Source organism: Aeromonas sp. R5-1, assembly GCF_040908265.1.
Taxonomy (GTDB): domain Bacteria; phylum Pseudomonadota; class Gammaproteobacteria; order Enterobacterales; family Aeromonadaceae; genus Aeromonas; species Aeromonas caviae.
The window spans coordinates 109,727-131,034 of the sequence record NZ_JBFODJ010000130.1; the positions used below are offsets into that span (position 1 = coordinate 109,727).

Below are 21,308 nucleotides of genomic sequence, written 5' to 3' on the forward strand. Positions count from 1 at the left end.
GCTTAGCTCCGCTTGGCCAGCTCGGCTTTGACCAGCTGCTCCAGCTCGTCATAGGGAATGGCACCCGGCACCAGCTGGTTGCCGATAAGGGTCGCCGGGGTGCCTTGCACGCCCAGCAGGGTGCCGATGCGCAGGCTGTTGCGCAGCTCTTCGGTGGCCTTGCCTGCGGGCTTGAGGGTCAGGTTGTCGGTGGCGGCCAGCGCCTTGTTGATGTCCGTCTCGGTCAGCATCCCCTGCTTGCTCATGAGCTTGTCGTGCAGGGGGAGGAAGCGGGCAGGATCCTGTTGCCACAGGGTCAGGCTGTACTGGGCTGCCTTGGCGGAGGTCTGTCCCTTGAACGGCAGCAGCTTGATCACCAGCCCCAGATCGTCCGGATAGGCCGCGAGCAGCTTGGCGACCGCCGGGTCGAACTGCTTGCAGTAGGGGCAGTTGTAGTCGGTGAACAGCACCAGGGTCAGCTTGGGATGCTTGGCGCCGAGGCGCGGGCTGGTGGGGCTGTTGAACAGCACGTCCTGGTTGCCCTTGATGAAGTCACCCATCTGGGCTTGCTGGGTCGCGGCGTTCTGTTTCTCCCAGGATTCGGCTGCCTCGTCGAGGATCCCGGGGTTGGCGATCAGGGTCTCGCGAATGAGCTCCTTGATGCGGGCCTCCTGCTCCGGGGTGAAGGGGGCGGCGTGCAGCGTGGGGGTGCCCAGGGTGGCGGCGACCAGGGCGGTGCAGAGGGTCAGGGTTCGCAGTCTCATGGCATTCTCCTTAGAAATGGGTGGCATCGGCCTGAACGAGGCCGGCCTTGTGCAAGCTGTCGAGCAAGTCGGCCTTGTCCAGCAGGGGAGAGAGGACCTCTCCTTCCGGCAGGCCGGGCCCGTAGATCTGGTTGAAGGGAACGGCGGCGGCGCCACGCTGGCGCAGGAAGACGGAGATGGCATCGCTCGGCCGGCTCCAGTCGCCGCGAAGGGCTACCACGTCCGGGGCCGACAGGGCGCGCTGCACCTCGTCACGCAGCAGCACGTTGTATTTGTTGGCCTTGCAGGTGACGCACCAGTCGGCGGTGACATCCACGAAGACCCGCTTGTTCTGGGCCAGGGCGTCGGCGATGGCCTGTTCGGAGAGCGGCTGCCAGGCGATGCGATCGACGCTGCCACCCCCTTTCACCGTGAGGGCGCCCCCCAGCAGCAGGGCGCCGCCGATGAGTGCCGAGAGGGAGAGGGCCAGCGTGAAGCCGCGCAGGCCATAGCGCCAGAGGATGCCCATCAGCAGCGCCAGCACCATGGCGGCCATCAGCCAGCCGGTGGCCGTGGTGCCCAGATGGTTGCCGAGCAGGCTCGCCAGCCAGAGGCTGGAGCCCAGCATCATCAGCCCGAGCAGGATGCGCAGTCGCTCCATCCAGCGCCCCGGTTTGGGCAGCCAGAGGGCAAGGCGCGGCAGGGCCGCCACCAGCAGCCAGGGCAGGCTCATGCCAAGGCCGAGGGCCGTGAAGATGAGCCAGAGCTGGCCGAGGGGCGCCGCCAGTGCAAAGGCCACCGCGGTGCCGAGGAAGGGGGCCGAGCAGGGGGTCGCGAGCAGGGTGGCGAAACTCCCTTGCAGGAAGTGACCGCCGAGCCCCTCGCCGCCGCGGGTGGCGAGGCGAGTGTTGAGGTTGCTGGGCAACCTTATCTCGAACAGCCCCAGCAGGTTGGCGCAAAACAGCAGGGTGACCAGCACCATGAAGCCGATGAAACCAGCGCTCTGGAACTGGATCCCCCAACCTACGGCCCCTTGTGTGGCGCGCAGCAGGCTGCTCATGGCTGCCAGCACCCAGAAGGAGGTGATTATCCCGGCGCTGGCGGCGAGGAACTGCTTGCGCACGCCTCCTTGTTCGCGCTCCTGCTGCTGCAGCACGGTGCCAAGTTTCAGAGCCAGCACCGGCAGCACGCAGGGCATCAGGTTGAGGATGAGACCGCCGAGCAGCGCTGCCCCCAGCAGCCAGAGGAGTGGCTGCCCCGGGGCCGGCAGGGCGAGGGGATCGGCGATGGTGGCGCGGGTCTGCCAGGCCTGCTCGCCGCTGGTGAGCAGCAGGCCGAGGGATTGGCCACGCAAGTCAGGGGCATCCCCCTGCCAGCCATCGCTGACCGGCACCCGGGCAATCAGGGTGGTGCCGCTTACCTCGAGCGCGGGCTTGCCGAACTCGGCCCCCTCCAGCGCATCGATGAAGAGCGCAGGTTCCTGCCAGCCTTCTGCCCGCTCGGCCCGCAGTTGCAGCTGGTTATGCTGGTAGCCGAGCTCGACCCGGGTGTCGGCGGGCAGCGTCTGTGGCAGGGTGCTCATGGCCCGGGCCCAGGCGAAGTCAAAGCCGGCCGGCGCTTGCTCATCCGCCGCCAGGGTGAAGGGGTAGTCGGTCAGGATGCAGACATTGCTGCAGGTGGAGAGGCGCAAGGTGCCCTTGAGCGGCTGTCCGGCCGGGTAGCCCAGGCTCAGGGGGAAGCGTACCTGCTCCTGATAGCCCTGGGTGCTGAGCCCGGCGACCTCGAAGGGGCGCGGAGTGGGCCAGTGCCACTGGAAGTCGCCGACCGGCTCATCCCACAGGATCTGGGGCGCTATGCCCCCTTCACCCGGGCTGTGCCAGTAGGTCTTCCAGCCTGACTCCAGCTGGACATCGAGCAGGATGCGGGTCTGATCCGGGACGCTGCGGTCGGCTTGCAGCCTGACCTTGGCGTGACTGTTCTGGGGGCGGGTGAGCCACCCCGTATCGCTGGCCAATCCGCTGGATTGCCACAGCAGGCTGCCCAGTAGCAGGGCCGCCTTGAAGAGATTCGACATGTGTTGGGTCTCGCAAAAAAATGAGTGACAGCAGGCTGAAAAAGCGCGGCTGAACTCATTCCCGCCAGACGCAGAGGGTGAGGTGCAGTCGCCGCTCCGGCGGCGAGACATTGATGGGGGGAGGCAGTGCCGGCGCGCGCCGTGACAGGGGCACCAGCAGGGCAATCACGAAGGCGATGGCGAAGAAGAGTTGCTCCACGCACAGCAGACTGGCGGCGCTCAGCCACTTGCCGTTGAGCTGGCAGCTGTTGGGCTGCACACTGGCGGGCGTGCCCTTGTCGGCCTGGTCGTCGGCTGAGGCAAACTGGGGCAGGGTCTGGCAACTCACTGCGTGATCGAGCAGGGCGAGGCGGGCCAGCGGCTGGGCCGCGCAATTGAGCACCAGCAGGCAGACCAGCAGCAGGAGTCGTGTCGCCGCGCGTTGTTGCAAAATCATGCTCGCCCCGTTCATCAAGATGGCCACATCCTAGCGGGCAATGGCGGGTGGGGCAAGCCGGGGTGACCGGTGACGTCCGGGGCTGGTCGGTTCTGTCTGGCGAACGCTTGTTCGCTAAAAGGGGGACCAGTATACTGCGCCGAGTCAAATTCCGAGGTGTTCGATGCTCAAACTTGCCCGTGTGCTGCTGCTGGCACTGCTGCTCGTCTTCTGGTTCCTGTTCGGCCTGTTGCTTTGTCTGGTGCGCCCGCGCCACCCGAACAACGTCTATGTCTTCGCCCGCATGTATCATGCGGTCTGCCCGCTGATCGGCCTCAAGGTCCGGGTGACGGTGGCCGACGAGGTCAAATCGGTGGGACCGGCGGTCTACGTCTGCAATCACCAGAGCAACTACGACATCTTCACCGTGACCGGCGCCGTGCAGCCCGGCGTGGTGGCGGTGGGCAAGAAGAGCTTGCTGTGGCTCCCCTTCTTCGGCCTCATCTTCTGGCTTTCCGGCAACGTGCTGATCGACCGCTCCAACCGCTCCCGCGCCATCGGCACCATCGGCCAGGTGGTGGATCGCATCAAGCATCGCGGCACCTCCATCTGGATGTTCCCGGAGGGGACCCGCTCCCAGGGGCGCGGTCTGCTGCCGTTCAAGGCGGGGGCCTTCCACACTGCCGTCCAGGCCGAGGTGCCCGTGGTGCCCATCGTCTGCTCCAGCTACTTCGGTCAGGTCGATCTCAACCGCTGGGACAACGGCGAGGTGCTGCTGGAGGTGATGGCCCCGGTGTGCAGCAAGGAGCACGGCGCCGCTGGCATTCGCGAGCTCTCCGACACCTGCCGGGAGAAGATGGAAGCCAAGCTGGCGGAGCTGGATGGCAAGCTCGGCCATCGACCGGCGGCCTGAGCCCGGTTGCAGAGAAGAGAGGGAGCCGCTGGCTCCCTTTTTTATTGGTGAAAATCACCATCTTGTTGGTTTTTTTCACCACGTTGTATCCGGTGAACATCCATCGTTAACTTTCATCTAATTGTAAATAAAGGCAAAAACATTCTGGCACGGCTCTTGTAATGTCATGGGAAGAGAGTGACACCCCATCAACAAGGAGCCAGACCATGAGCGTATTCAGCCGCCTGACCGACGTGATCAATGCCAACCTGCACAGCCTGCTCGACAAGAGCGAAGAGCCGGAGAAGATGCTGCGCCTGATGATCGAGGAGATGGAGCAGGTCCAGGTCGAGATGAGAACCCAGGCCGCCCGCGTCATCGCCGAACAGAAACAGCTGGAGCGCCATCAGCAGGCGCTGCGCAACCAGATCCAGGAGTGGGCAGCCAAGGCCGAACTCGCCATCCAGAAGGGCCGCGAAGATCTGGCCCGTGCCGCCCTCACCGAGAAGCTGGCGGAGATGAAGCAGTGCGAGCGGCTGGAAGAGGACAAGGCGCGGGTGGCCGAAGTGCTGGCCCAGCTCACCGCCGACAGCGAGCGACTGGCGGCCAAGCTGACCGAGGCGCGGGAGAAGCAGAAGATGCTGACCCTGCGCGAGCAGACCGCCCACAGCCGCATCCGCGCCCGTGCCCAGGTGGACAACCAGCGCATGCACGAGCTGGTGGCCCGCTTCGACGGCTTCCAGAACCGGGTCGATCAGCTGGAGGCCCAGCTGGAGGCGGCGACCCTGGGGCAGAATCCGTCCCTCGAGGCCCAGTTCCGCGAACTGGAGCTGAACGACGAGATTGAGCGGGAACTGGCCCGGCTCAAGGGTCAGAAGGTGGAGGCATAACCATGACACCCTGGCCCAAGGATCTCGCCCATCGCAAGCTGACCGGGGTCTGCGCCGGTCTTGCCAGAGGGCTGGGGGTGTCCGGAGTGACGGTGCGGGTGGTGGCCCTGCTCGCCCTGATCCTGATGCCGCCGCTGGCCCTGGCGCTCTATCTGGTGGGGGTGCTCGTCATGCCTCCCCGCCGTGAACTTCAACGCTGGCTGGGGTGATCTCCGGATCGCCCCGTCGGCAAGTGCAAGCCCGTGAGGAGCACAACATGCTGGAATTTATCGTCTTGATCCTGGTGCTGATCGGCATGGCGCTGACCGGATTCACCGTGCTGGCCATGCTGCTGGTGAGCGGGGTCTTCGTGCTGTTTGGCGCCCTGGCCGGCATGTTTGCCCTCATCATCAAGCTGGCGCCCTGGTTGCTGGTGGTGCTGGTGGTGTGCTGGCTCCTCAGCAACAGGCGCAAGCAGTCGAACACCTACCGTTAAGCCTCCCTGATTTCGTATCCTTCCTTGGCCACTGCTTGCAGTGGCCCTTTTTATGGGGGCGACACAGGGTCGGTGTGCGGGGTGGCAAGCCAGGAAAGGCGCCAGCCGTGCCACAACGCCGGCTCGTGTACCAGGCGCTCCTTGAACGCCTTGCTCTGCTGCTTGAGGCGGTACTCGAGGCGCAGCGCCTCGCGTTTGCCGGGGACCTCCTGCTGCCATACCAGGGAGAGGGGGCCCTTGCCGCGCAGGGCTCTGGCACCCTTGCCGCTCTGGTGCTGACGCAGTCGCCGCTCGGGATCCGTGCTGATCCCCGCATAGAGTGCCCCGGTGCCGGTGCGCACCAGATAGACAAACCAGCGGGAGGGAGTGGGGGTGGCGAGGGTCACGAGGTGCGCCACCTGGCCCGCTGGCGCCCAAGCCGGTGCAGGGGCAGCAGGCTCACCAGCAGGCCGGCCCAGACGAAGGCAAAGCCCACGGATTTCACCGGATCCGGGATCTCGCCAAACCAGAAGAGGGCGAGCAGGAAGGCGAGGCTCGGCTCTATGTATTGCAGCAGCCCCACCGTGCTCATGGGCGTGCGCGCCACCGCATAGCAGAACAGCCCCACCGGCAGCAGGGTGGCGGGGGCACTGCCCATCAGCAGCAGGCGCTCGGTCCAGTCACCGGCCATAAACTGGCTGGTGCCCTGCAAGGTCAGCCAGCCGATGATGAGAAGGGCGACGGGCAACTGCACCAGGGACTCCAGATAGAGACTGGTACCTGCGTCCAGTCTCACCTTCTTCTTGATGAGGCCGTAGAGGGCGAAGTTGGCCCCCATCACGAGGGAGAACCAGGGCAGCTGGCCGTAGGAGAAGAGCATGTAGGCGAGCCCCGCCAGGGCGAGCGCCACCGCCAGGTGTTTTTGCGGGGTGAGCTTCTCTTTGAGGAAGAGCACCGCAAAGGCGATGTTGAAGAGCGGGGTCATGAAGAAGGCGAGGCTGGTGGCCAGCACCTGGCCCGTGGTCAGGCACCAGGTGAACATGCACCAGCTGATGGACATCACGGGGCCTGCCAGCAGCACGAGGCCGAGCTGCCGGGGATCACCGCGCAGGGCCCCCCAGGGCACCCGCTGGCCGAGGAGCAGAAGCAGGCCTCCCAGCAGCAGCACGGACCAGAGCACCCGGTGGGAGAGCAGTTCCCACATGTTGATCTCGGGCATGAACTGGTAATAGAGGGGCAGCATGCCCCACAGCACGAATGAGAGGGCCGCGCTGCCGGTGCCCATCCAGTTCTTCATCTCTCTCCGTTTATTAAACTAAACAATGGCGGCTGCATGATAAGTATCCGCCGCCCCTTTCACAAGCGGGAGCGGGGAGAAAACTCTGGTACTATCGGGCCCATGAACCGACTCGATCCCCTGTTTGAACAGATCCGGGCCTGCCGCCTGTGCGAGGCCCACCTGCCGCTCGGCCCAAGGCCGGTGATCCGCGGCAACGAGCGCGCCCGTCTGCTCATCATCGGCCAGGCCCCCGGCACCCGGGTACACGCCAGCGGCATCCCCTGGGACGATCCCTCCGGCGATCGGCTGCGCCAGTGGCTCGGGGTGGACAAGGCCACCTTTTACGATGAATCCCGCATCGCCATCATGCCCATGGGGCTCTGTTACCCCGGCAGGGGCAAGTCGGGGGACCTGCCGCCGCGCCCGGAATGTGCCCCCACCTGGCACGACAAAGTACTGATGCTGCTGCCCAACATCGAGCTGACCCTGCTCATCGGCCAGTATGCGCAGGCTTACTACCTGAGGGCGGCGGCGAAAGGATCGCTCACCGAGACGGTGCGACACTGGGCGGACTATGGCCCGGCCTGGTTGCCGCTGCCGCACCCGTCCCCGCGCAACACCCTCTGGCTCAGGAAGAACCCCTGGTTCGAGCAGGCAGTGATCCCCCATCTGCAGCAGAGGGTCGCCCCCCTGCTTGACCCGGCAGGCTAGAGCGCCGGCTCGGCCTGGGGCTTGGGCTTGCTGCGGGCCATGGCGACCAGCGGCAGTATGATGCACAGGCACCCCAGCAGCAGCGGCAGCCCTGGCTGTTCGTCAAACAGCCAGACCCCGATGGCGACCGCCATCAGCAGCCCGGTGTACTCCGCCGAGGCGATCTTGCTCGCCTCCGCCTTGCGATAGGCCATCACGCACAGCCCCGCGTAGACCATGATGAGCGCCGAGGAGCCGAAGGCGGGCCACCACATCTGCCATTGCCACTCGCCCCCTTCCCACCAGGCCAGCGCCAGGATGAAGGGCATGCTCAGCACATTGGTGAAAAACAGGGTCTGGGCGATGGGCTGCTGGAGCGGGATGCGCTTGATCAGCAGGTTGTTGACCGCCAGGGAGAGCGCCACCCCGAGCGCCGCCAGGGCGGCCCAGTTTACTTCGGTCGGGCGCAGCACGATGAGTACTCCGACGAAGCCGAGCAGCGCCGTCAGCACCTTCTGGCGCGAGAGTGCCTCCCCCGCCAGCCAGACCGCGAGCGGCACCATCAGCAGCGGGGCGGCATAGAAGAGGGCGTTGGCGGTGGCGAGTGGCAGCCGGGTGAGGGCGACCACCATCAGGCAGACGCCGACGGCCCAGATGTGGGCCCGCAGCAGGTGCCACTTGAGGGCTACCGGCGGGTTGCGCCGCCAGGACCAGAGCAGCCAGGGGGCGAGCAGCAGGGCCGCGGAGAGCTGGCGGAAAAAGACAAACTGGAAAATGGGCTGGTCCGGCTCCAGCACCTTGACCAGGGCATCGGAGAAGACCGCCACCATGTTGCCGAGCACCAGATAGAGGATGCCTATCCCGACTGCATTCATACCACCTCCAGATTCAGATGAGGGGAGGGTAGCCCGCGGTCTGTTATCCAGTAAAATGATAAAAAATCATCACACATGAGAAATTTGGATAATGAAGCTGCCCCCCCTGCGCGCCGTTCAATATTTCGAGGTGGTTGCCCGCCTGCTGAGTTTTTCCCGCGCCGCCCTGGAGCTCAATGTCAGCCAGAGTGCTGTCAGTCACCAGATCCGTCTGCTGGAGGATTTTCTGGGGGAGCGGCTGCTGCTGCGCCAGGGGCGGCTGCTCTCCCTGACGCCCCAGGGGGAGATCTATTTCGAGGGGATCGCCGCCGGGCTGGTCCAGATTGCCCAGAGTAGCGAGCAGTTGCGCGGTGGAGGCGAGATGCGGGTGCGGCTCGCGGTCTACAGCTCCTTTGCGGTGAAGTGGCTGATCCCTCGCTTGGCCGGGCTGCGCCAGCTCTATCCCGAGCTGGATCTCAGCCTGGAGATGGTGGCGGAAGATCCCGAGCTCTCCGACAGGGTGGCGGACGGTTTCATCACCGTCTCCCCCGAAGGGCCGGGCTACATGCACGATCTGCTCTATCGGGAGCGGCTGATGCCGGTATGCAGTCGCCGGATGTGGCAGCAGGTGGAAGGGGATTGGCCCGCCACCCTGTGGCAGCTGCCGCTGCTCTCCATCCAGGCTATCTACCGCGAGAAGGGGGAAGATTGGCGGCGCTGGGCCGAAATGGGGGGGCTGACCATTCCCCCCGAGGCGAGGGTGCACCATTTCAGCCATATCCTGCTCGCGCTGGAGGCGGCGAACTGGGACCAGGGAATGGCGCTCATCAACGACTACATGTTGCAGCCGGAGGATCCGCGTCTGGTGCGGCTGCCCCTGCACGCCCTCGAGACCGGCGACAACTTCTATTTCGTCTTCAAGCGCTCGCGCGCCCATGAACCCGCCATCAGCCGATTGCGTCAGTGGCTGTGGCAGGAGTCGCAGGCGAGCCTGAGACCCGGGGAAAACGAGCCTCTCAGGCGTGTCTGAACGGGCTGGGTGCCCTATGCAGAATGGACGGCGCAGCCCACGACGCAGGAGTCTGATTCGGGAGGCCTGATGGCACTGGCGAGACCAGGGCCATCAGGAGCGGGTCAGGTGCGCTTGAACTGGCTCAGTACAAAGAGGGTGGTGGCGCAGACTACGACCGAGGGACCGGCCGGGGTGTCCTGATACCAGGAGAGGGCAAGGCCCCCCAGCACGGCGAGACAGCCTGTCAGGGCGGCAAAGCCGGCCATCTGCTCCGGGGTCTGGCTGAAGCGGCGGGCGGTGGCGGCGGGAATGATCAGCAAGGAGGTGATGATGAGCGCCCCGACGAACTTCATGGCCACGGCGATGACCAGGCCTATCAGCAACATCAGCACGCAGCGCAGCACATCTACCCGCACCCCTTCCACCCGGGCCAGCTCTTCCGAGATGGTCATGGAGAGCAGGGGATCCCAGAGCCGCCACAGGGTGAGCAGCACCAGGGCGCCGCCGCCGTAGATCCAGAGCAGGTCCATGGGCTGCACCGAGAGCAGGTCGCCAAACAGGTAAGCCATCAGATCCACCCGCACGTTGTCCATGAAGCTCAGGGTGACCAGACCCAGCGACAGGGCGCTGTGGGCCAGAATGCCGAGCAGGGTGTCGGTGGCCACCTGCTGGTTGCGGCTCATGATGACCAGCAGCATCGCCATGGCGAGGCAGCAGACCACGACCGCCAGGGTGAGGTCCACCTGCAGCAGGATGCCGAGGGCGATGCCGAAGAGGCAGGCATGGGAGAGGGTGTCGCCAAAATAGGCCATCTTGCGCCACACCACGAAGCTGCCAAGCGGCCCGGCCAGCAGGGCGATGCCGAGTCCGGCCGCGAGGGCGTATAACAGAAAGCTGTCCACGTGAAGATCCTAGTTGTTGCGAGAGGGCAGGCGGATGACGGGAGCCTGCGGTTCATGATGATGGTGTTCGCCATCGCAGTGGTGATGGTGGGTATAGACCGCCAGCACCTCCCGCTCCGGTCGCCCGAACAGGCGGGCAAATTCCGGGTGGCGGGCCACGCTCTGTGGCTCGCCGTGGCAGCAGACGTGGCGATTGAGGCAGATCACCTCGTGAGTGCTGGCCATCACCAGGTGCAGATCGTGGGAGACCATCAGCACGGCGCAGTGGAACTCGGCGGCCAGCTGGCTGATGAGGGCATAGAGCTCGATCTGGCCCGTGATATCTACCCCTTGCACCGGTTCGTCCAGCACCAGCAGCTCGGGTTTGACCAGCAGGGCGCGGGCCAGCAGTACCCGCTGCATCTCGCCACCGGAGAGCTTTTGCATCCGGTTATCCAGCAGATCCTGGGCGCCGACCCGATTGAGCGCCTCCTCGATGGAGAGGCGGCTGTTCTTGCCAAGTTGCAGGAAGCGGCGCACCGTCAGGGGGAGGGTGGGGTCCAGATAGAGGCGCTGGGGTACATAGCCGACCCGCAGATCGCGGCGGCGGACGATGTCCCCCGAATCTGGGCTGAGCAAACCCAGCACCAGCTTGCTCAGGGTGCTCTTGCCCGCCCCGTTGGGGCCGACCAGGGTGGTGATTTTGCCTTTGTTCAGGGTAAAGGAGACCTTGTCGAGCACGAGTCGTCCGTCAAATGAGAGACAGACCTCTTTCAGCTCCACCAGTTGGGTCATGACAGCTCCGGGGTTTACAGCCTGTGAGAGTTATAATATAACAACGACGACGTTGGTTTGTTATATTATCACACACACACTCCCTGACGAGACCTCTATGCGAATTCTTGCTCTGATCACTGCCCTGATGGCGGTGAGTCTGCCTGTCCGTGCCCTCGAGGTGCTGACCACCATCAAACCCCTGGGCTTCATCGCGGCGGCGATCACCGATGGCGTGAGCGAGCCCGGGGTGCTGCTGCCCACCGGCGCGTCGCCCCACGATTTTTCCCTGCGCCCTTCCGATATTCGCAGCATCAACGAGGCCGATCTGGTGGTGTGGGTCGGTCCGGAACTGGAAGGCTTCATGGCCAAACCCCTTGCCCGGCATCCTCATGTATTGACCCTGACCCAGGTTCCCGGCATGCCGCTGTACAACTATGCGACCCAGGGGGAGCATGACGATCATCACCATGATGACAAGGATCATGACCATGCCGCCCACGACCACGGCTCGCACGACGAGGGCCATGAAGGGCACCACCACGAAGGGGTGGATCCCCACATCTGGCTGGGTCCAACCCAGGCCAAGGTGATTGCCAAGGCGATTGCAACCGAACTGGGCAAGCTGGATCCTGCCAACCAGGCGCGCTATGCCGCCAATCTCGCGGCCTTCGAGGGCAAGGTTGACGCCCTGGACAAGGTGATCGCCGTGCAGATGGAGGCGGTGGATCAGAAGGGCTACTTCGTGTTCCACGAAGCCTATGGATACTGGGAGCGTCACTACGGCATGAGCTCCAAGGGACACTTCACCGTGAGCCCGGAGCGTCGCCCGGGAGCCAAGACGCTGATTGACATCCGCAAGGCGCTGGAAGAGAAAAAGGCGAGCTGCATCTACGCCGAGCCGCAGTTCTCCCCGGCGGTGATCGAGTCGGTTGCCCGCAATACCGGGGCCAAGGTGCTGCTGCTGGACGAAGTCGGCGAGCAGGTGCCGCTCGGTCCGGACGGTTATCCGCAATTCATGCAGCAGTTGGCGGATGCCTTCGCCCAGTGCCGCTAGGCCTTGCCCGACATTGACGATAGAGGCGGCGCGGCCAACTATACTGACCTCCAGCATCTGATATGGAGTGTCAGTCATGAAATGGTTGCTCGTCTCTGCCTGCACGCTGACCCTGCTGGGATCCGGCATACAGGCATCCGGTCTTTCCGAACACATCGCCAGCCCGGAACTCAGGGCAAAAATGCAGGCGGTCTATGGCGCCAGAGCGATCCAGCGGTCCGAGGCCTTCTCTCGTCTGCTGACGCCAAGGGCCGGAACGACGGACCAGCAGAAGCTGGAGCTGGTGAACAACTACTTCAACAACCTGACCTACAGCGAGGATCCCAGACTGTGGGGGGATGATGATTATTGGGCCAATCCGCTGGAGTTCATCGGGGCGAGAGGCGGGGATTGCGAGGACTACAGCATCGCCAAGTACTACACCCTGATGGAGCTGGGGGTCGACGAGAAGAAACTGCGGCTGGCCTATGTGAAGGCACTCCGTTACAACCAGTTCCACATGGTGACGTTGTACTTCTCGACCATCAAGTCAGATCCCCTGGTGCTGGACAACATCAATGGCCGCATCCTGCCGGGGAGCAAGCGCAATGATCTGCAGCCGGTTTACAGTTTCGATGCCAAAAGCATCTGGATCATGAAATCTCGTCGCGAGGGAACCCTGGCGGGGAGCGCCGATCGCCTGGCCCAGTGGACCTCGATGCAGAGCCGCTTCTCCAGCGAGCATTTGCGCTCCCCCCGTCGCCAGCTATAACTTGCCCGCCGCCTTCAACTCCTCGAAATATTTTGCCGCGCCCGGATGCTGTTCGACACTCAGCACCGGGCCAATCTTGTTGCGCGCCTTGTGAAACAGGTTCGCATAGCCATAGGTCTGTTCGTTGAAACTGGTTTGCTGGCTCAGCATGGCCCGGGTAAGCCGATAGACCTCGTCATCCGGTGTGGCGGCATGGGTCACCAGGGTGGCGGCGATGGCGAAGGTCGGGGTTGCCTTGAGGTTGCCCGGGTAGATGCGTGCCGGCACCTGGCTGCGCTGATAATACCTGACCCCCTTGAGCAGCTGGTCCCTGACGGGCCCCTCGATCGCCAGGAAGCGCACGTCGCAGCGCTTGGCGGTGTCGAGCACGATACGGTTGGGATGACCCATGACGAGGCCATAGGCATCGATCTGTTTACTGCACAGTGCTTCGGAGAGATTGGCGACGCTCTTCAAATCAAGATCCTGCTCCTTTGCACCCAAAACATTGAACAGGGCCAATGCCGTTTGCCGAGTCCCTGAACTCTTCAGGCCCATGTCGATGGGGGCCAGCTTGAGCTGCTCCAGGGTGGTGATATCCCCATCGGCTCGCACCACTATGGTGAAAGGTTCGGCGTGGGTGGCAAAGAGAGCCCTCAGCTCGCGTTGTGGTTGGGCAACGAAAGGCCCCGTGCCCTGGCTGGCCTGATAGAGCCAGTCTGACTGGACGAGGGCATAGGGGACCTCTCCCGCTTTCAGCTGGCGGAGATTTTCGATGGACCCGGAGCTGGCCTGTAGTTTGCAGGGCATCGTGGGGTCACTTTTTTTGGCCAGTCTGCAGAACTCCTTGATGACCTGGTAATAGATGCCTTGCTCCCCCCCGGTGCCTATGGTCATGGTGGTCGCGTGCAGGGTCGGTTGCCACAGCAGGGCGAGCAGCAGCAGCGGGATCCTCATGATGCATTCTCCTGAGTGGCATAACCATCGATGCCCCAACTGCGCAGCATGTCCACATCGCTCACGTCGCCGGCTTCCGCCAGCAAGGTGTAGCCGGAAGCATGGAGGCATTGGGAGAGCAGGTTCCAATAAAGGGGGGACTGGGTGAGCTGGCAACTGATGAAGACGGGTCTGATGGGGTCGAGTCTGGCCAGATTGTCGTTGTTCATCGGGATGTTGCTGAACGCCAGCTCAATCCCCTGAGACTGGAGTGCAGTCAGTCGCTCCTCGGCCAGGGGGGGGAAGATAGCCAGATCCCAGCGCCAGTCCAGCGTCTTGCCACGAGCGCTGGCCAGCACGGGGGCAAACTGCGCCCAGTCTGGATGGCCGAGCAGGCTGAGAGGCAGTTGGAGCCCTTCCGCCTTCTGGGTCAGCCAGTCGTTGAGCAGCGCCCGAATTTCATCCGGCGAGCTGTCCGTGGTGGGGGGGTGCTTGGGTAACAGGCGGCTGTAGAGCCTGATACTCCCCTGAGTGGAGAAGAAATGCTGCTGATAGGTGTTGCCATCGGTGTCGACCAGACCAACGAGCTTCTGGTGGGTCAGGAGGGCGTCGTGCTTGCCAAGCTGGGTGATCTTCAGCCGTTGTTGCAGCAGGTCCCGTTTGCGTTCGGAGACCAGCTGGTTGATGGAGACGACGACTTCCTGCAATTCGCGAAGCCACGGGGTTGGCAGGTTGCCGCTGAACTGGCGTTTGCGGATCCGGGTCAGCTGCAGACTGATCTGTTCGAGGGGGCGTAGCAGGCGGCGGCACACCCAGGTGATCACCAGACTGAACACCAGCAGGCCGGCGAGCAGCGCAAGTCCGGTACGACTGATGGCGTTCCACAGATGCTGGTAGGCGTAACCCTTGTGTCCCTCGAGCGTGAGGGTACCGAGAATGCGCCAGCCGTCGGTCAACTCCTGCTCAATCTTGACCGGTGGCATGTCGATAACTGAGGGGAGCCAGCCTGGAATATTTTGCTGTGCGGTGTGGAACACCTTCTGGAACAGCACCTGGCCATCCGGATCCAGCAGGACGACGGAGTTGACGAAACCTCCGTCGAACATGGCGTTCACTATGGTCTCGGCAAGGACCTTGTCATCGTTGAGCAAGGTACCCTGCAGCACCAGCCCCAGCGCGGTGATGGCGGTTTCAAGGTTGGCTGACATCTGGTCGAGAATAGACTGTCGTACTGTGGTGATCTCCAGCACGAGCAGCAGCGCGGCGCCGATGGTGAAGAGGATCAGAATGATTACATTTAACAATTTTGCCAATGACATACCCACTCCATGGAGATGTTTTTGCAACATTTTCTGGGCCGGAGAGCACCACAACCGGACTTGGTTCTTAAAAATAGAAAAAAATGGCTGAAAATGACGATCATTTCTGCCCATGCTGGAAGGTTATGCATAAAATGTGAGTTTCGTGCATGGAGCTATGAACTTTTTGTAAGTATTTAGGTCTAAAAGCCAGATATTCGGTTTTCATAATAAAAACTCATAAAAACAGACCCACAACCACCACCCTTAGATCTAATAACAGGATAGCGGATGAAACGTCTCCGTCCCTTGGTAGCTCAGGCTGCCAATTGGGAACCCCCGGTTCCCCGCAAGCATTTCTATGCCATGCTATTGCTCACGGCCATGACGCTGTCAGCGGTAGCCGTATTGCCAGCTCCCGGTGACATCCTGGAGCGGCCACTTCGTCTGGAGTTGCCGATCGCCACCACGGGCACCGCAACCAACGAAGACAACACCGACTTCAACGACATTCCGGATCACGAGCTGGTCGAGTCAGCTGCTCCCGAAGACGACATCCCGGCGGATGCCACGCCTCAATGGCAGGATTACCGGGTACGCAACGGCGAGAACCTGACCACCATCTTCAACAACCTGGGGCTGTCCACCACCACCCTCTACAAGGTGTTGGATGCGGATGCCAAGAACAACCTGGCGCGTCTTAAACCCGGTCAGACCATCGAGTTGCTGATCGATCAGGACAACATTCTGCAGCAGTTGAAGATCCGCCTGAACATCAAGCAGACCCTGGTGCTGGAGCGTACCGACGACACCTATAGCGCCAACATGCTCAATGAAGAGGTGGAGTGGCAACAGAAGAGCTATGACGGTGTCATCAACGGCAGCTTCTACGTCAGCGCCCGCAATGCCGGGATCCCGGCCAACCACATCCAGAAGATTGCCAACCTGTTCCAGTGGCGCCTCAACTTCGCCAAGGATTTGAAAAAAGGTGACAAGTTCAAGGTGCTGGTCCGTCAGGAGACGGTCGAGGGCAAGAGTACGGGCAATACCCAGTTGCTGGGGGTCGAGGTGTTCAGCCAGGGCAAGGCCGTGTCAGCCTGGTTGTCGGAAGATGGCAACTATTATGACGGTCAGGCAAACAGCCTGGAGCGCGGCTTCCGCCGTTATCCGACTCACAGCCGTTACCGGGTCAGCTCCAGTTTCAACCCGAATCGCCGTCATCCCATTACCGGGCAGGTCCGGCCCCATGAGGGGACCGACTTTGCCCTGCCAGTAGGCACGCCCATCATGGCGACCGGTGACGGTGTGGTCCTCAAGGCAACCAGCCACCCGCTGGCAGGCACCTATGTCGTGATCAAGCACGGTCGTACCCTGATGACCCGTTACCTGCACCTGAGCAAGCTGCTGGTGAAACCCGGGCAGAAGGTGAAAATGGGCGACAAGATAGCCCTCTCCGGCAACACGGGCCGTTCCACCGGTGCTCACCTGCACTACGAAGTACGCATCAACAACCGGCCGGTGGATCCCATGAAGATCAAGCTGCCGATGGCGGAGCCGCTCTCCGGCAAGGACAAGCGTCAGTTCCTCGCCAAGGTGAAGAGCTACCGCAAAGAGATGGAGGCGGGCTGAACGGCGCCCTCCTGACGAAAAAGGCCCCGCCAACTGGCGGGGCCTTTTCATTGCAGAACGGCTTCAATAACCCTTGTCAAAGTCGATCCGGCCGTCCAGCTGCTGACCATCAATGAAGCGGATGTAGTTGCGGATGAAGATCTGGGCTACATCTTCCGGGAAGCTGTAGGCGCTGTTGTGGGGCGTCACGATGAGATTGGGCTGGTGCCAGAGCGGGCTGTCAGCGGGCAGGGGTTCCTGCTCGAACACATCTAGCACCGCCATGGCGGGCTTGCCGGCTTGCAGTGCCGCCAGCAGATCTCCTTCATGGACGGCATTGCCCCTGCCGACGTTGAAGAAGATGGCGCCCGGTTTGCAGTGGCTGAAGCGTTCGGCGGTGAAGAGATGGCGTGTCTCGCGGGTGGCGGGCAGCACGCTGACGATGACATCGGCTTGGGCCAGCATCTTGTTGAGTGCCGGCAACTGGTACACCTGATCGAACCCGGCACGCTCACGGCCACTGTGACTGATGCCGAGCACCCTCATGCCAAAATGCTTGCCGGTGTGGGCGATATGCTGCCCGATGCTGCCGGTGCCGAGCAGCAGCAGCGTCTTTCCCTTCAAGCCCTGGTAGGGATGGCTCTGCCAGACGCCCTGTTGCTGCTGCTCGCGATAGAGTGGCAACTGGCGGGTCAGGCTGAGCAGATGGCCGAACACATACTCGCTCATCAAGGGGCCGAAGATGCCGCGGACATTGGTGAGCAGGTAGTCGCGGCGGCAACTGGCGTCCAGCAGCACATCGACCCCGGCATAAGTCGACTGGAGCCAGCTGAGCTTGCCGGCCTTGGCCAGCAGCGGCTTGGCCCGGGCAGGCTCGGCCATCAGGATATGAGCGTCACCGATAAGCTGTTCGGCCTCGGCCTGATTGTCGGCCCGAAGAATGTGCAGATGGGGAAGATGGGCCGCCTTGAGCAGGCGTTCATAGTGGCTGTTGTCCTGACTCAACAGCAGCAGGGTACGTTGGCTCATACTCTTGTTCCTTATCGTGTTTATGGCAAGGCGAGAGGGATGCTGTCTCCATCTTACCCCAGTTGATCGAGCAAGATAGTCGAGCAGGGCGCATTTTCATTTTTAGACGGGGCCCTCGTGGGCTACAATCTGCCCCACATTTTGCAAAGGATCCGACTCCAGTGTTTGGTGACAAGTTTTATAAGCGACTGGCCGAGCTGCAGCCCTGGCAGCAAACCGTCTATACCCTGGCGCTGGCAGAGCGCATGTACCCCAACTATGTGCTCTTTACCCAGGCCTCCGGTTTCGGGGATGCGAGGGCATTCCGTCACGCGCTGGATCAGATGTGGAACTACCTGACGGTCAAGGGATCCCGCGTCAATCTTGGTGCCATTCTGGAAGCGTTTGAAGTCTACATTCCCGATCCCCGCAAGTTTGAATCCTACGGCGCCTATCCGGCACTGGACGCCTGCGTGGCGCTGGGTTGTGCCTACAACTCGGTGATCTGCCGGGTGGGGGAAGAGGCCAACGACGCCAGCCATGCGTCTGTCGGCACGGTCGCCGGCTTCATCGAGATGCTGGAAGAGCGGGATCTCAGCGATGATGAGCTCTATGAGCACGAGTACATGGAGGCGGAGCTGGAGTTCCAGGTCGAACTGCTCAAACGGGTGGCCCATGAACGGGACAGCGACCGCATCCTTGCCATCCGCGCCTTCGCGGCCCAGGACGGCGTCTCCAACATCGGCATCAGCCTGGAGGCGTAACGCCATCGCGTACTGCCCATAGAAAAAGCTCCCGGTCGGGAGTTTTTTTTATCTCTGAGCGTTCATTTTTTGGTGTGTGAGAAAGCATTTATGCATTTTTTTCAAATGGTTAACTTTTTTTCTCCTGATTCTTAGGGGCCATTCGTTGCTGTTGTAAGCTCGCTTCTATTGGTTGCACTTGACAGAGAATCACCGACGAGAACATCTCCATTACTGAGGTCATCTATGAATGCAACAGAGCTTTGGCAGCTTTCCCCCGAGCAATTCAACGAGTGGCGGCGTGAGAACGATTATCCCCGTATCTGGGCGCTGCTGGTGGCGTCGCTGCCCCATTTCGACGACTGGATGGCGGAGCAGAAGATAGAAAAAAGCGTGATCTTCCAGATCGGCATCGCCCGCTTCATCAGCTCCCGCTGCGTGCTGAGCCTTTGTGTCTACATGAGCGACGACAAGGTCCGTCTGTATGAGAGCGCCTCGAGTGCACTGGAATCCCTGCGCAAGAGCGGCCTCATCCGCTCGGAGACCCGTTTCGAGCCTTACAGCATGTGGCTGGCGGGAAAACATGGCAATGACGAGGTGAAACGGGTGCAAAGCCTGCTCTCGGTCTCGGAGAACAACAAGGGGGAAGCCCAGGTGCTGGGCAAGCATCGTCTGCTCAACATCGGCGGTGTTGCCCTCAAAAGCCCCATCATCTCCGGCCGGTTGCTCGATTTTACCTGTCTCGACGAGCTCTCTCTCGATGGGGCCGTCAACAACTCCAAGGTTTATCTGTGGCACTGCTCGGCCAAGGGGGTCAGGGTCAATGGCGGGGTGATCGGGCTCGATCTGTTCGACTCCCTGCTGTGGGACCACAGGGCCTGGGCCAAGAAGCGGGAGCTGGCGCTGGAGGACGGGGTCTTTCAGGACTTCACCATAGAGTGCGAGGAGATCCGCTTCCACTCCTCCCGGGCGGTGCTGAAAAACTTCAGCGTCAGCGCCAAGAACTTCGATGCCACCATGGAGCACACCAACCTGGACAAGGTGGAGGTGGTCTACAACGACAATGGGCGGATCGACCACAACGAGGCGAGCAAACTCTATCGCAATGCCAAGCGTCTCTTCTCCAGCGTGGGTGACACCGTCGACGCCGGCGAGTGTTACTACAAGGAGAAGCTGCACGAGATGAAGTCCCTGGCGAGCCCGCGGGAGCTGTTCCGGGAGCGCTGGTTGCGCAGCGGTCCGATGACGAAGTGCTGGCTCTCCCTGTTGTGCTATCTCAAGTGCGCGGGCAAGTTCATCAGCTTCATCACCTGGGGGTTTGGGGAGCGTCCCATCAGGAGCCTGCTGATGTCGATGGGGGTGATCCTGCTGGCGACCCTGACCTATTTCCTGGCGCCGGAGTCTGCAACCCACGGCCATCTGGGGCGCTCCCTCTATTTCAGCATCGTCACCTTCGTGACCCTGGGTTATGGGGACATCTCCCAGACCTCCTCGCCGCTGCAACTGCTGTCGGCCATCGAAGCCTTCTGCGGCATGTTCCTGACCGGTCTCTTCCTCGCGGGTTTTGCCTCTAAAACCAAGCAGTATTGACGGGAGCGCCGACGGCGGGTGCCATCAGTGCCCGCCTCCGTGCCCTCCTGCTGTCTTCCCATCCCTCCCGGCTGGCCCGGCGACCTTGCTTGACGCAGCGGCGGTGGAGCGACTTTATTTAAAGTCATCGCATGCCATGGCAAGCGATGGCGCCACCAGCGCCCGGACATGAGGCAATCAGAGGAGAAAGCCCGGTATCGATCCGCCAACCACCGACGTAGAGAAGGAATAACGCTATGATATTGAATCACTTATGGGGATTGTATGCCCATCCCCACACCGAATGGCATACCATAGACGAGCGGCACGACAGCTTCAGAAACAGTCTGACCCACATCCTGCTCGTGGCCCTTATCCCTCCCATCTGCGCCTATTATTCCGCCGTTCACATCGGCTGGAGCATCGGGGTCGGCGATCCCATCACCCTGACCGCCAACAGCGCATTCAAGCTGTCGGTCGCCATGTACGTGACCCTTATCATCGGCGTGCTGGCACTCTCCTATCTGGTGCACTGGATGGGGCATACCTTCGGCTCGGATCCCAGCTACACGACCTCGCTGGAGCTGGCGGCCTACACCTCCACGCCACTCTTCATGGTGGGCTTCTCCGCTTTCTTCCCACATCTCTGGTTCGTGATGCTCATCGGTTTGGTCGGGCTGACCTATTCCGTCTACCTGCTCTATATCGGCGTGCCCATCTTGATGCACATCACCAAGGAGCAGGGATTCATCTACGCCAGCTCAGTGGTGACGGTCGGCCTGGTGCTGCTGGTCTGCGTGCTGGCTGCCACGGCCATCCTGTGGGGATCCGGCTTCGGTCCCGTCTTCACCCAGTAGCCGTGCGTGCCGACGGCAACGACGACAAGGGCGCCTTGATGGCGCCCTTGTCGTTGATCTCTCGCCTGGTCGGCGTGTCTTTGCCAGACCCGGGAGGGAAGTCGTCTGCGTTGATCAGCGGGGATTGCCGCTGCCGATACCGAACGGGATGCGGTAATCGCTGCTCTGATCGCCGAGGCTGACGGTCAGGTTGCCCTGGGCGCGGCTCGGGATCTGTACCTGTTGGGTACCCATCAGGTTGGCGTGGACGGAGGCCACCAGATCACCGGATTCATCGCGCACCTCCAGCATGGGGTTGGCCTTGCCGGCCATGGCGGCGCTGGCATGCCAGTTCACGAACAGCACACCCGGGGTGGCGTTGAAGTCGGCGGGGACGGAAGCCTGGGCAACACCGGCACTCATCAGGCCTGCAACGGCCAGCATCTTGATCACGTTTTTCATGTTCATTCACTCTCTTGGTTTTTATGTCATTGGCAAGGCCTGACAGGCCTGCATCAATGCATCCTTGCAAGAGGTCATTCAAATGGTGTGTTGTTTTGTCACGGATGTTTGTCACCCATGTGTA

24 protein-coding genes are annotated in these 21,308 nt (G+C 62.2%); 12 read left to right on the forward strand and 12 right to left on the reverse strand.

Features of this window, described 5'->3' with window-relative positions; all coding sequences use genetic code 11:
* Positions 1-2: 2 nt before the first annotated feature.
* Genes AB5Y64_RS19330 through AB5Y64_RS19340 form a run of 3 tightly spaced genes read right to left on the reverse strand, consistent with a single transcriptional unit; the run spans position 3 to position 3,232 of the window.
* Positions 3-743, reverse strand: coding sequence for a DsbA family protein (locus AB5Y64_RS19330; protein WP_010672791.1), 741 nt, complete (start codon positions 741-743; stop codon positions 3-5).
* Between the two features lie 10 nt (positions 744-753).
* Entirely contained in the window at positions 754-2,796 is a 2,043-nt protein-coding gene (locus AB5Y64_RS19335; RefSeq protein ID WP_039039740.1) for a protein-disulfide reductase DsbD, read from the reverse strand.
* A 55-nt stretch (positions 2,797-2,851) separates the two neighbouring features.
* Complete coding sequence (locus tag AB5Y64_RS19340) at positions 2,852-3,232, reverse strand: hypothetical protein (protein ID WP_039039817.1); 381 nt, start codon at positions 3,230-3,232, stop codon at positions 2,852-2,854.
* Between the two features lie 163 nt (positions 3,233-3,395).
* Here AB5Y64_RS19340 and AB5Y64_RS19345 point away from each other — a divergent pair, with 163 nt between their 5' ends.
* The 4 genes from AB5Y64_RS19345 to pspG all read left to right on the forward strand — a co-directional run bounded on the left by AB5Y64_RS19345 (position 3,396) and on the right by pspG (position 5,468).
* Positions 3,396-4,124: a 1-acylglycerol-3-phosphate O-acyltransferase gene (locus AB5Y64_RS19345; RefSeq protein ID WP_039039739.1), complete on the forward strand. Its 729-nt coding sequence runs from the start codon at positions 3,396-3,398 to the stop codon at positions 4,122-4,124.
* A gap of 206 nt (positions 4,125-4,330) precedes the next feature.
* Positions 4,331-4,993, forward strand: a complete 663-nt coding sequence (gene pspA, locus AB5Y64_RS19350) for a phage shock protein PspA (RefSeq protein WP_010672795.1) — start codon at positions 4,331-4,333, stop codon at positions 4,991-4,993.
* Between the two features lie 2 nt (positions 4,994-4,995).
* Positions 4,996-5,202, forward strand: a complete 207-nt coding sequence (locus tag AB5Y64_RS19355; RefSeq protein WP_039039738.1) for a PspC domain-containing protein — start codon at positions 4,996-4,998, stop codon at positions 5,200-5,202.
* Positions 5,203-5,249: 47 nt separating this feature from the next.
* Complete coding sequence (pspG, locus tag AB5Y64_RS19360) at positions 5,250-5,468, forward strand: envelope stress response protein PspG (protein ID WP_010672797.1); 219 nt, start codon at positions 5,250-5,252, stop codon at positions 5,466-5,468.
* A gap of 50 nt (positions 5,469-5,518) precedes the next feature.
* Here the strand turns inward: pspG and AB5Y64_RS19365 are convergent, their stop codons facing one another.
* Complete coding sequence (locus AB5Y64_RS19365; protein WP_052258822.1) at positions 5,519-5,854, reverse strand: GIY-YIG nuclease family protein; 336 nt, start codon at positions 5,852-5,854, stop codon at positions 5,519-5,521.
* Positions 5,851-6,744, reverse strand: a complete 894-nt coding sequence (rarD, locus tag AB5Y64_RS19370; RefSeq protein WP_039039736.1) for an EamA family transporter RarD — start codon at positions 6,742-6,744, stop codon at positions 5,851-5,853. Before rarD ends, AB5Y64_RS19365 begins: the two co-directional genes overlap by 4 nt.
* Positions 6,745-6,846: 102 nt before the next feature.
* On the opposite strand from rarD, the gene AB5Y64_RS19375 reads away from it, so the two are divergent.
* Entirely contained in the window at positions 6,847-7,437 is a 591-nt protein-coding gene (locus AB5Y64_RS19375; RefSeq protein WP_039039735.1) for a uracil-DNA glycosylase family protein, read from the forward strand.
* Here AB5Y64_RS19375 and AB5Y64_RS19380 read toward each other — a convergent pair.
* Positions 7,434-8,291, reverse strand: coding sequence for a DMT family transporter (locus AB5Y64_RS19380; RefSeq protein ID WP_010672801.1), 858 nt, complete (start codon positions 8,289-8,291; stop codon positions 7,434-7,436). The genes AB5Y64_RS19375 and AB5Y64_RS19380 overlap by 4 nt on opposite strands.
* Before the next feature lie 91 nt (positions 8,292-8,382).
* Between AB5Y64_RS19380 and AB5Y64_RS19385 the strand changes: the two genes are divergently transcribed.
* Positions 8,383-9,300 carry a LysR substrate-binding domain-containing protein gene (locus AB5Y64_RS19385; protein ID WP_039039734.1) on the forward strand — a complete coding sequence of 306 codons (918 nt, stop codon included), beginning with the start codon at positions 8,383-8,385 and terminating at the stop codon, positions 9,298-9,300.
* A gap of 104 nt (positions 9,301-9,404) precedes the next feature.
* Here the strand turns inward: AB5Y64_RS19385 and znuB are convergent, their stop codons facing one another.
* Both znuB and znuC read right to left on the reverse strand, forming a co-directional pair.
* Positions 9,405-10,184, reverse strand: coding sequence for a zinc ABC transporter permease subunit ZnuB (znuB, locus tag AB5Y64_RS19390; RefSeq protein ID WP_010672803.1), 780 nt, complete (start codon positions 10,182-10,184; stop codon positions 9,405-9,407).
* A gap of 9 nt (positions 10,185-10,193) precedes the next feature.
* Positions 10,194-10,958 (reverse strand): zinc ABC transporter ATP-binding protein ZnuC, encoded by a 765-nt coding sequence (gene znuC, locus AB5Y64_RS19395; RefSeq protein WP_039039733.1) that lies wholly within the window; start codon positions 10,956-10,958, stop codon positions 10,194-10,196.
* 97 nt (positions 10,959-11,055) lie between these two features.
* Between znuC and znuA the strand changes: the two genes are divergently transcribed.
* Entirely contained in the window at positions 11,056-11,994 is a 939-nt protein-coding gene (znuA, locus tag AB5Y64_RS19400; protein ID WP_039039732.1) for a zinc ABC transporter substrate-binding protein ZnuA, read from the forward strand.
* A 76-nt stretch (positions 11,995-12,070) separates the two neighbouring features.
* Positions 12,071-12,745 carry a transglutaminase-like cysteine peptidase gene (locus AB5Y64_RS19405; protein WP_039039731.1) on the forward strand — a complete coding sequence of 225 codons (675 nt, stop codon included), beginning with the start codon at positions 12,071-12,073 and terminating at the stop codon, positions 12,743-12,745.
* Here AB5Y64_RS19405 and AB5Y64_RS19410 read toward each other — a convergent pair.
* Both AB5Y64_RS19410 and AB5Y64_RS19415 read right to left on the reverse strand, forming a co-directional pair.
* Positions 12,740-13,681, reverse strand: a complete 942-nt coding sequence (locus tag AB5Y64_RS19410) for a TAXI family TRAP transporter solute-binding subunit (protein ID WP_039039730.1) — start codon at positions 13,679-13,681, stop codon at positions 12,740-12,742. The genes AB5Y64_RS19405 and AB5Y64_RS19410 overlap by 6 nt on opposite strands.
* On the reverse strand, positions 13,678-14,979 hold the full coding sequence (locus AB5Y64_RS19415; protein WP_039039729.1) for a LapD/MoxY N-terminal periplasmic domain-containing protein: 1,302 nt from the start codon (positions 14,977-14,979) through the stop codon (positions 13,678-13,680). Before AB5Y64_RS19415 ends, AB5Y64_RS19410 begins: the two co-directional genes overlap by 4 nt.
* A gap of 270 nt (positions 14,980-15,249) precedes the next feature.
* Between AB5Y64_RS19415 and mepM the strand changes: the two genes are divergently transcribed.
* Positions 15,250-16,587 (forward strand): murein DD-endopeptidase MepM, encoded by a 1,338-nt coding sequence (gene mepM / locus AB5Y64_RS19420; RefSeq protein ID WP_010672809.1) that lies wholly within the window; start codon positions 15,250-15,252, stop codon positions 16,585-16,587.
* Positions 16,588-16,650: 63 nt separating this feature from the next.
* Here mepM and AB5Y64_RS19425 read toward each other — a convergent pair whose 3' ends face one another.
* Positions 16,651-17,595 (reverse strand): D-2-hydroxyacid dehydrogenase, encoded by a 945-nt coding sequence (locus AB5Y64_RS19425; protein ID WP_039039728.1) that lies wholly within the window; start codon positions 17,593-17,595, stop codon positions 16,651-16,653.
* A 161-nt stretch (positions 17,596-17,756) separates the two neighbouring features.
* Here AB5Y64_RS19425 and AB5Y64_RS19430 point away from each other — a divergent pair, with 161 nt between their 5' ends.
* From AB5Y64_RS19430 to AB5Y64_RS19440, 3 genes are all read left to right on the forward strand, one after another.
* Positions 17,757-18,338, forward strand: a complete 582-nt coding sequence (locus tag AB5Y64_RS19430) for a YjaG family protein (protein WP_010672811.1) — start codon at positions 17,757-17,759, stop codon at positions 18,336-18,338.
* A gap of 225 nt (positions 18,339-18,563) precedes the next feature.
* Complete coding sequence (locus tag AB5Y64_RS19435; protein ID WP_010675794.1) at positions 18,564-19,907, forward strand: potassium channel family protein; 1,344 nt, start codon at positions 18,564-18,566, stop codon at positions 19,905-19,907.
* Between the two features lie 236 nt (positions 19,908-20,143).
* Positions 20,144-20,743 carry a Yip1 family protein gene (locus tag AB5Y64_RS19440; RefSeq protein ID WP_029314835.1) on the forward strand — a complete coding sequence of 200 codons (600 nt, stop codon included), beginning with the start codon at positions 20,144-20,146 and terminating at the stop codon, positions 20,741-20,743.
* A gap of 114 nt (positions 20,744-20,857) precedes the next feature.
* Here the strand turns inward: AB5Y64_RS19440 and AB5Y64_RS19445 are convergent, their stop codons facing one another.
* Positions 20,858-21,190: a hypothetical protein gene (locus tag AB5Y64_RS19445; protein ID WP_039039727.1), complete on the reverse strand. Its 333-nt coding sequence runs from the start codon at positions 21,188-21,190 to the stop codon at positions 20,858-20,860.
* Between the last annotated feature and the right edge of the window lie 118 nt (positions 21,191-21,308).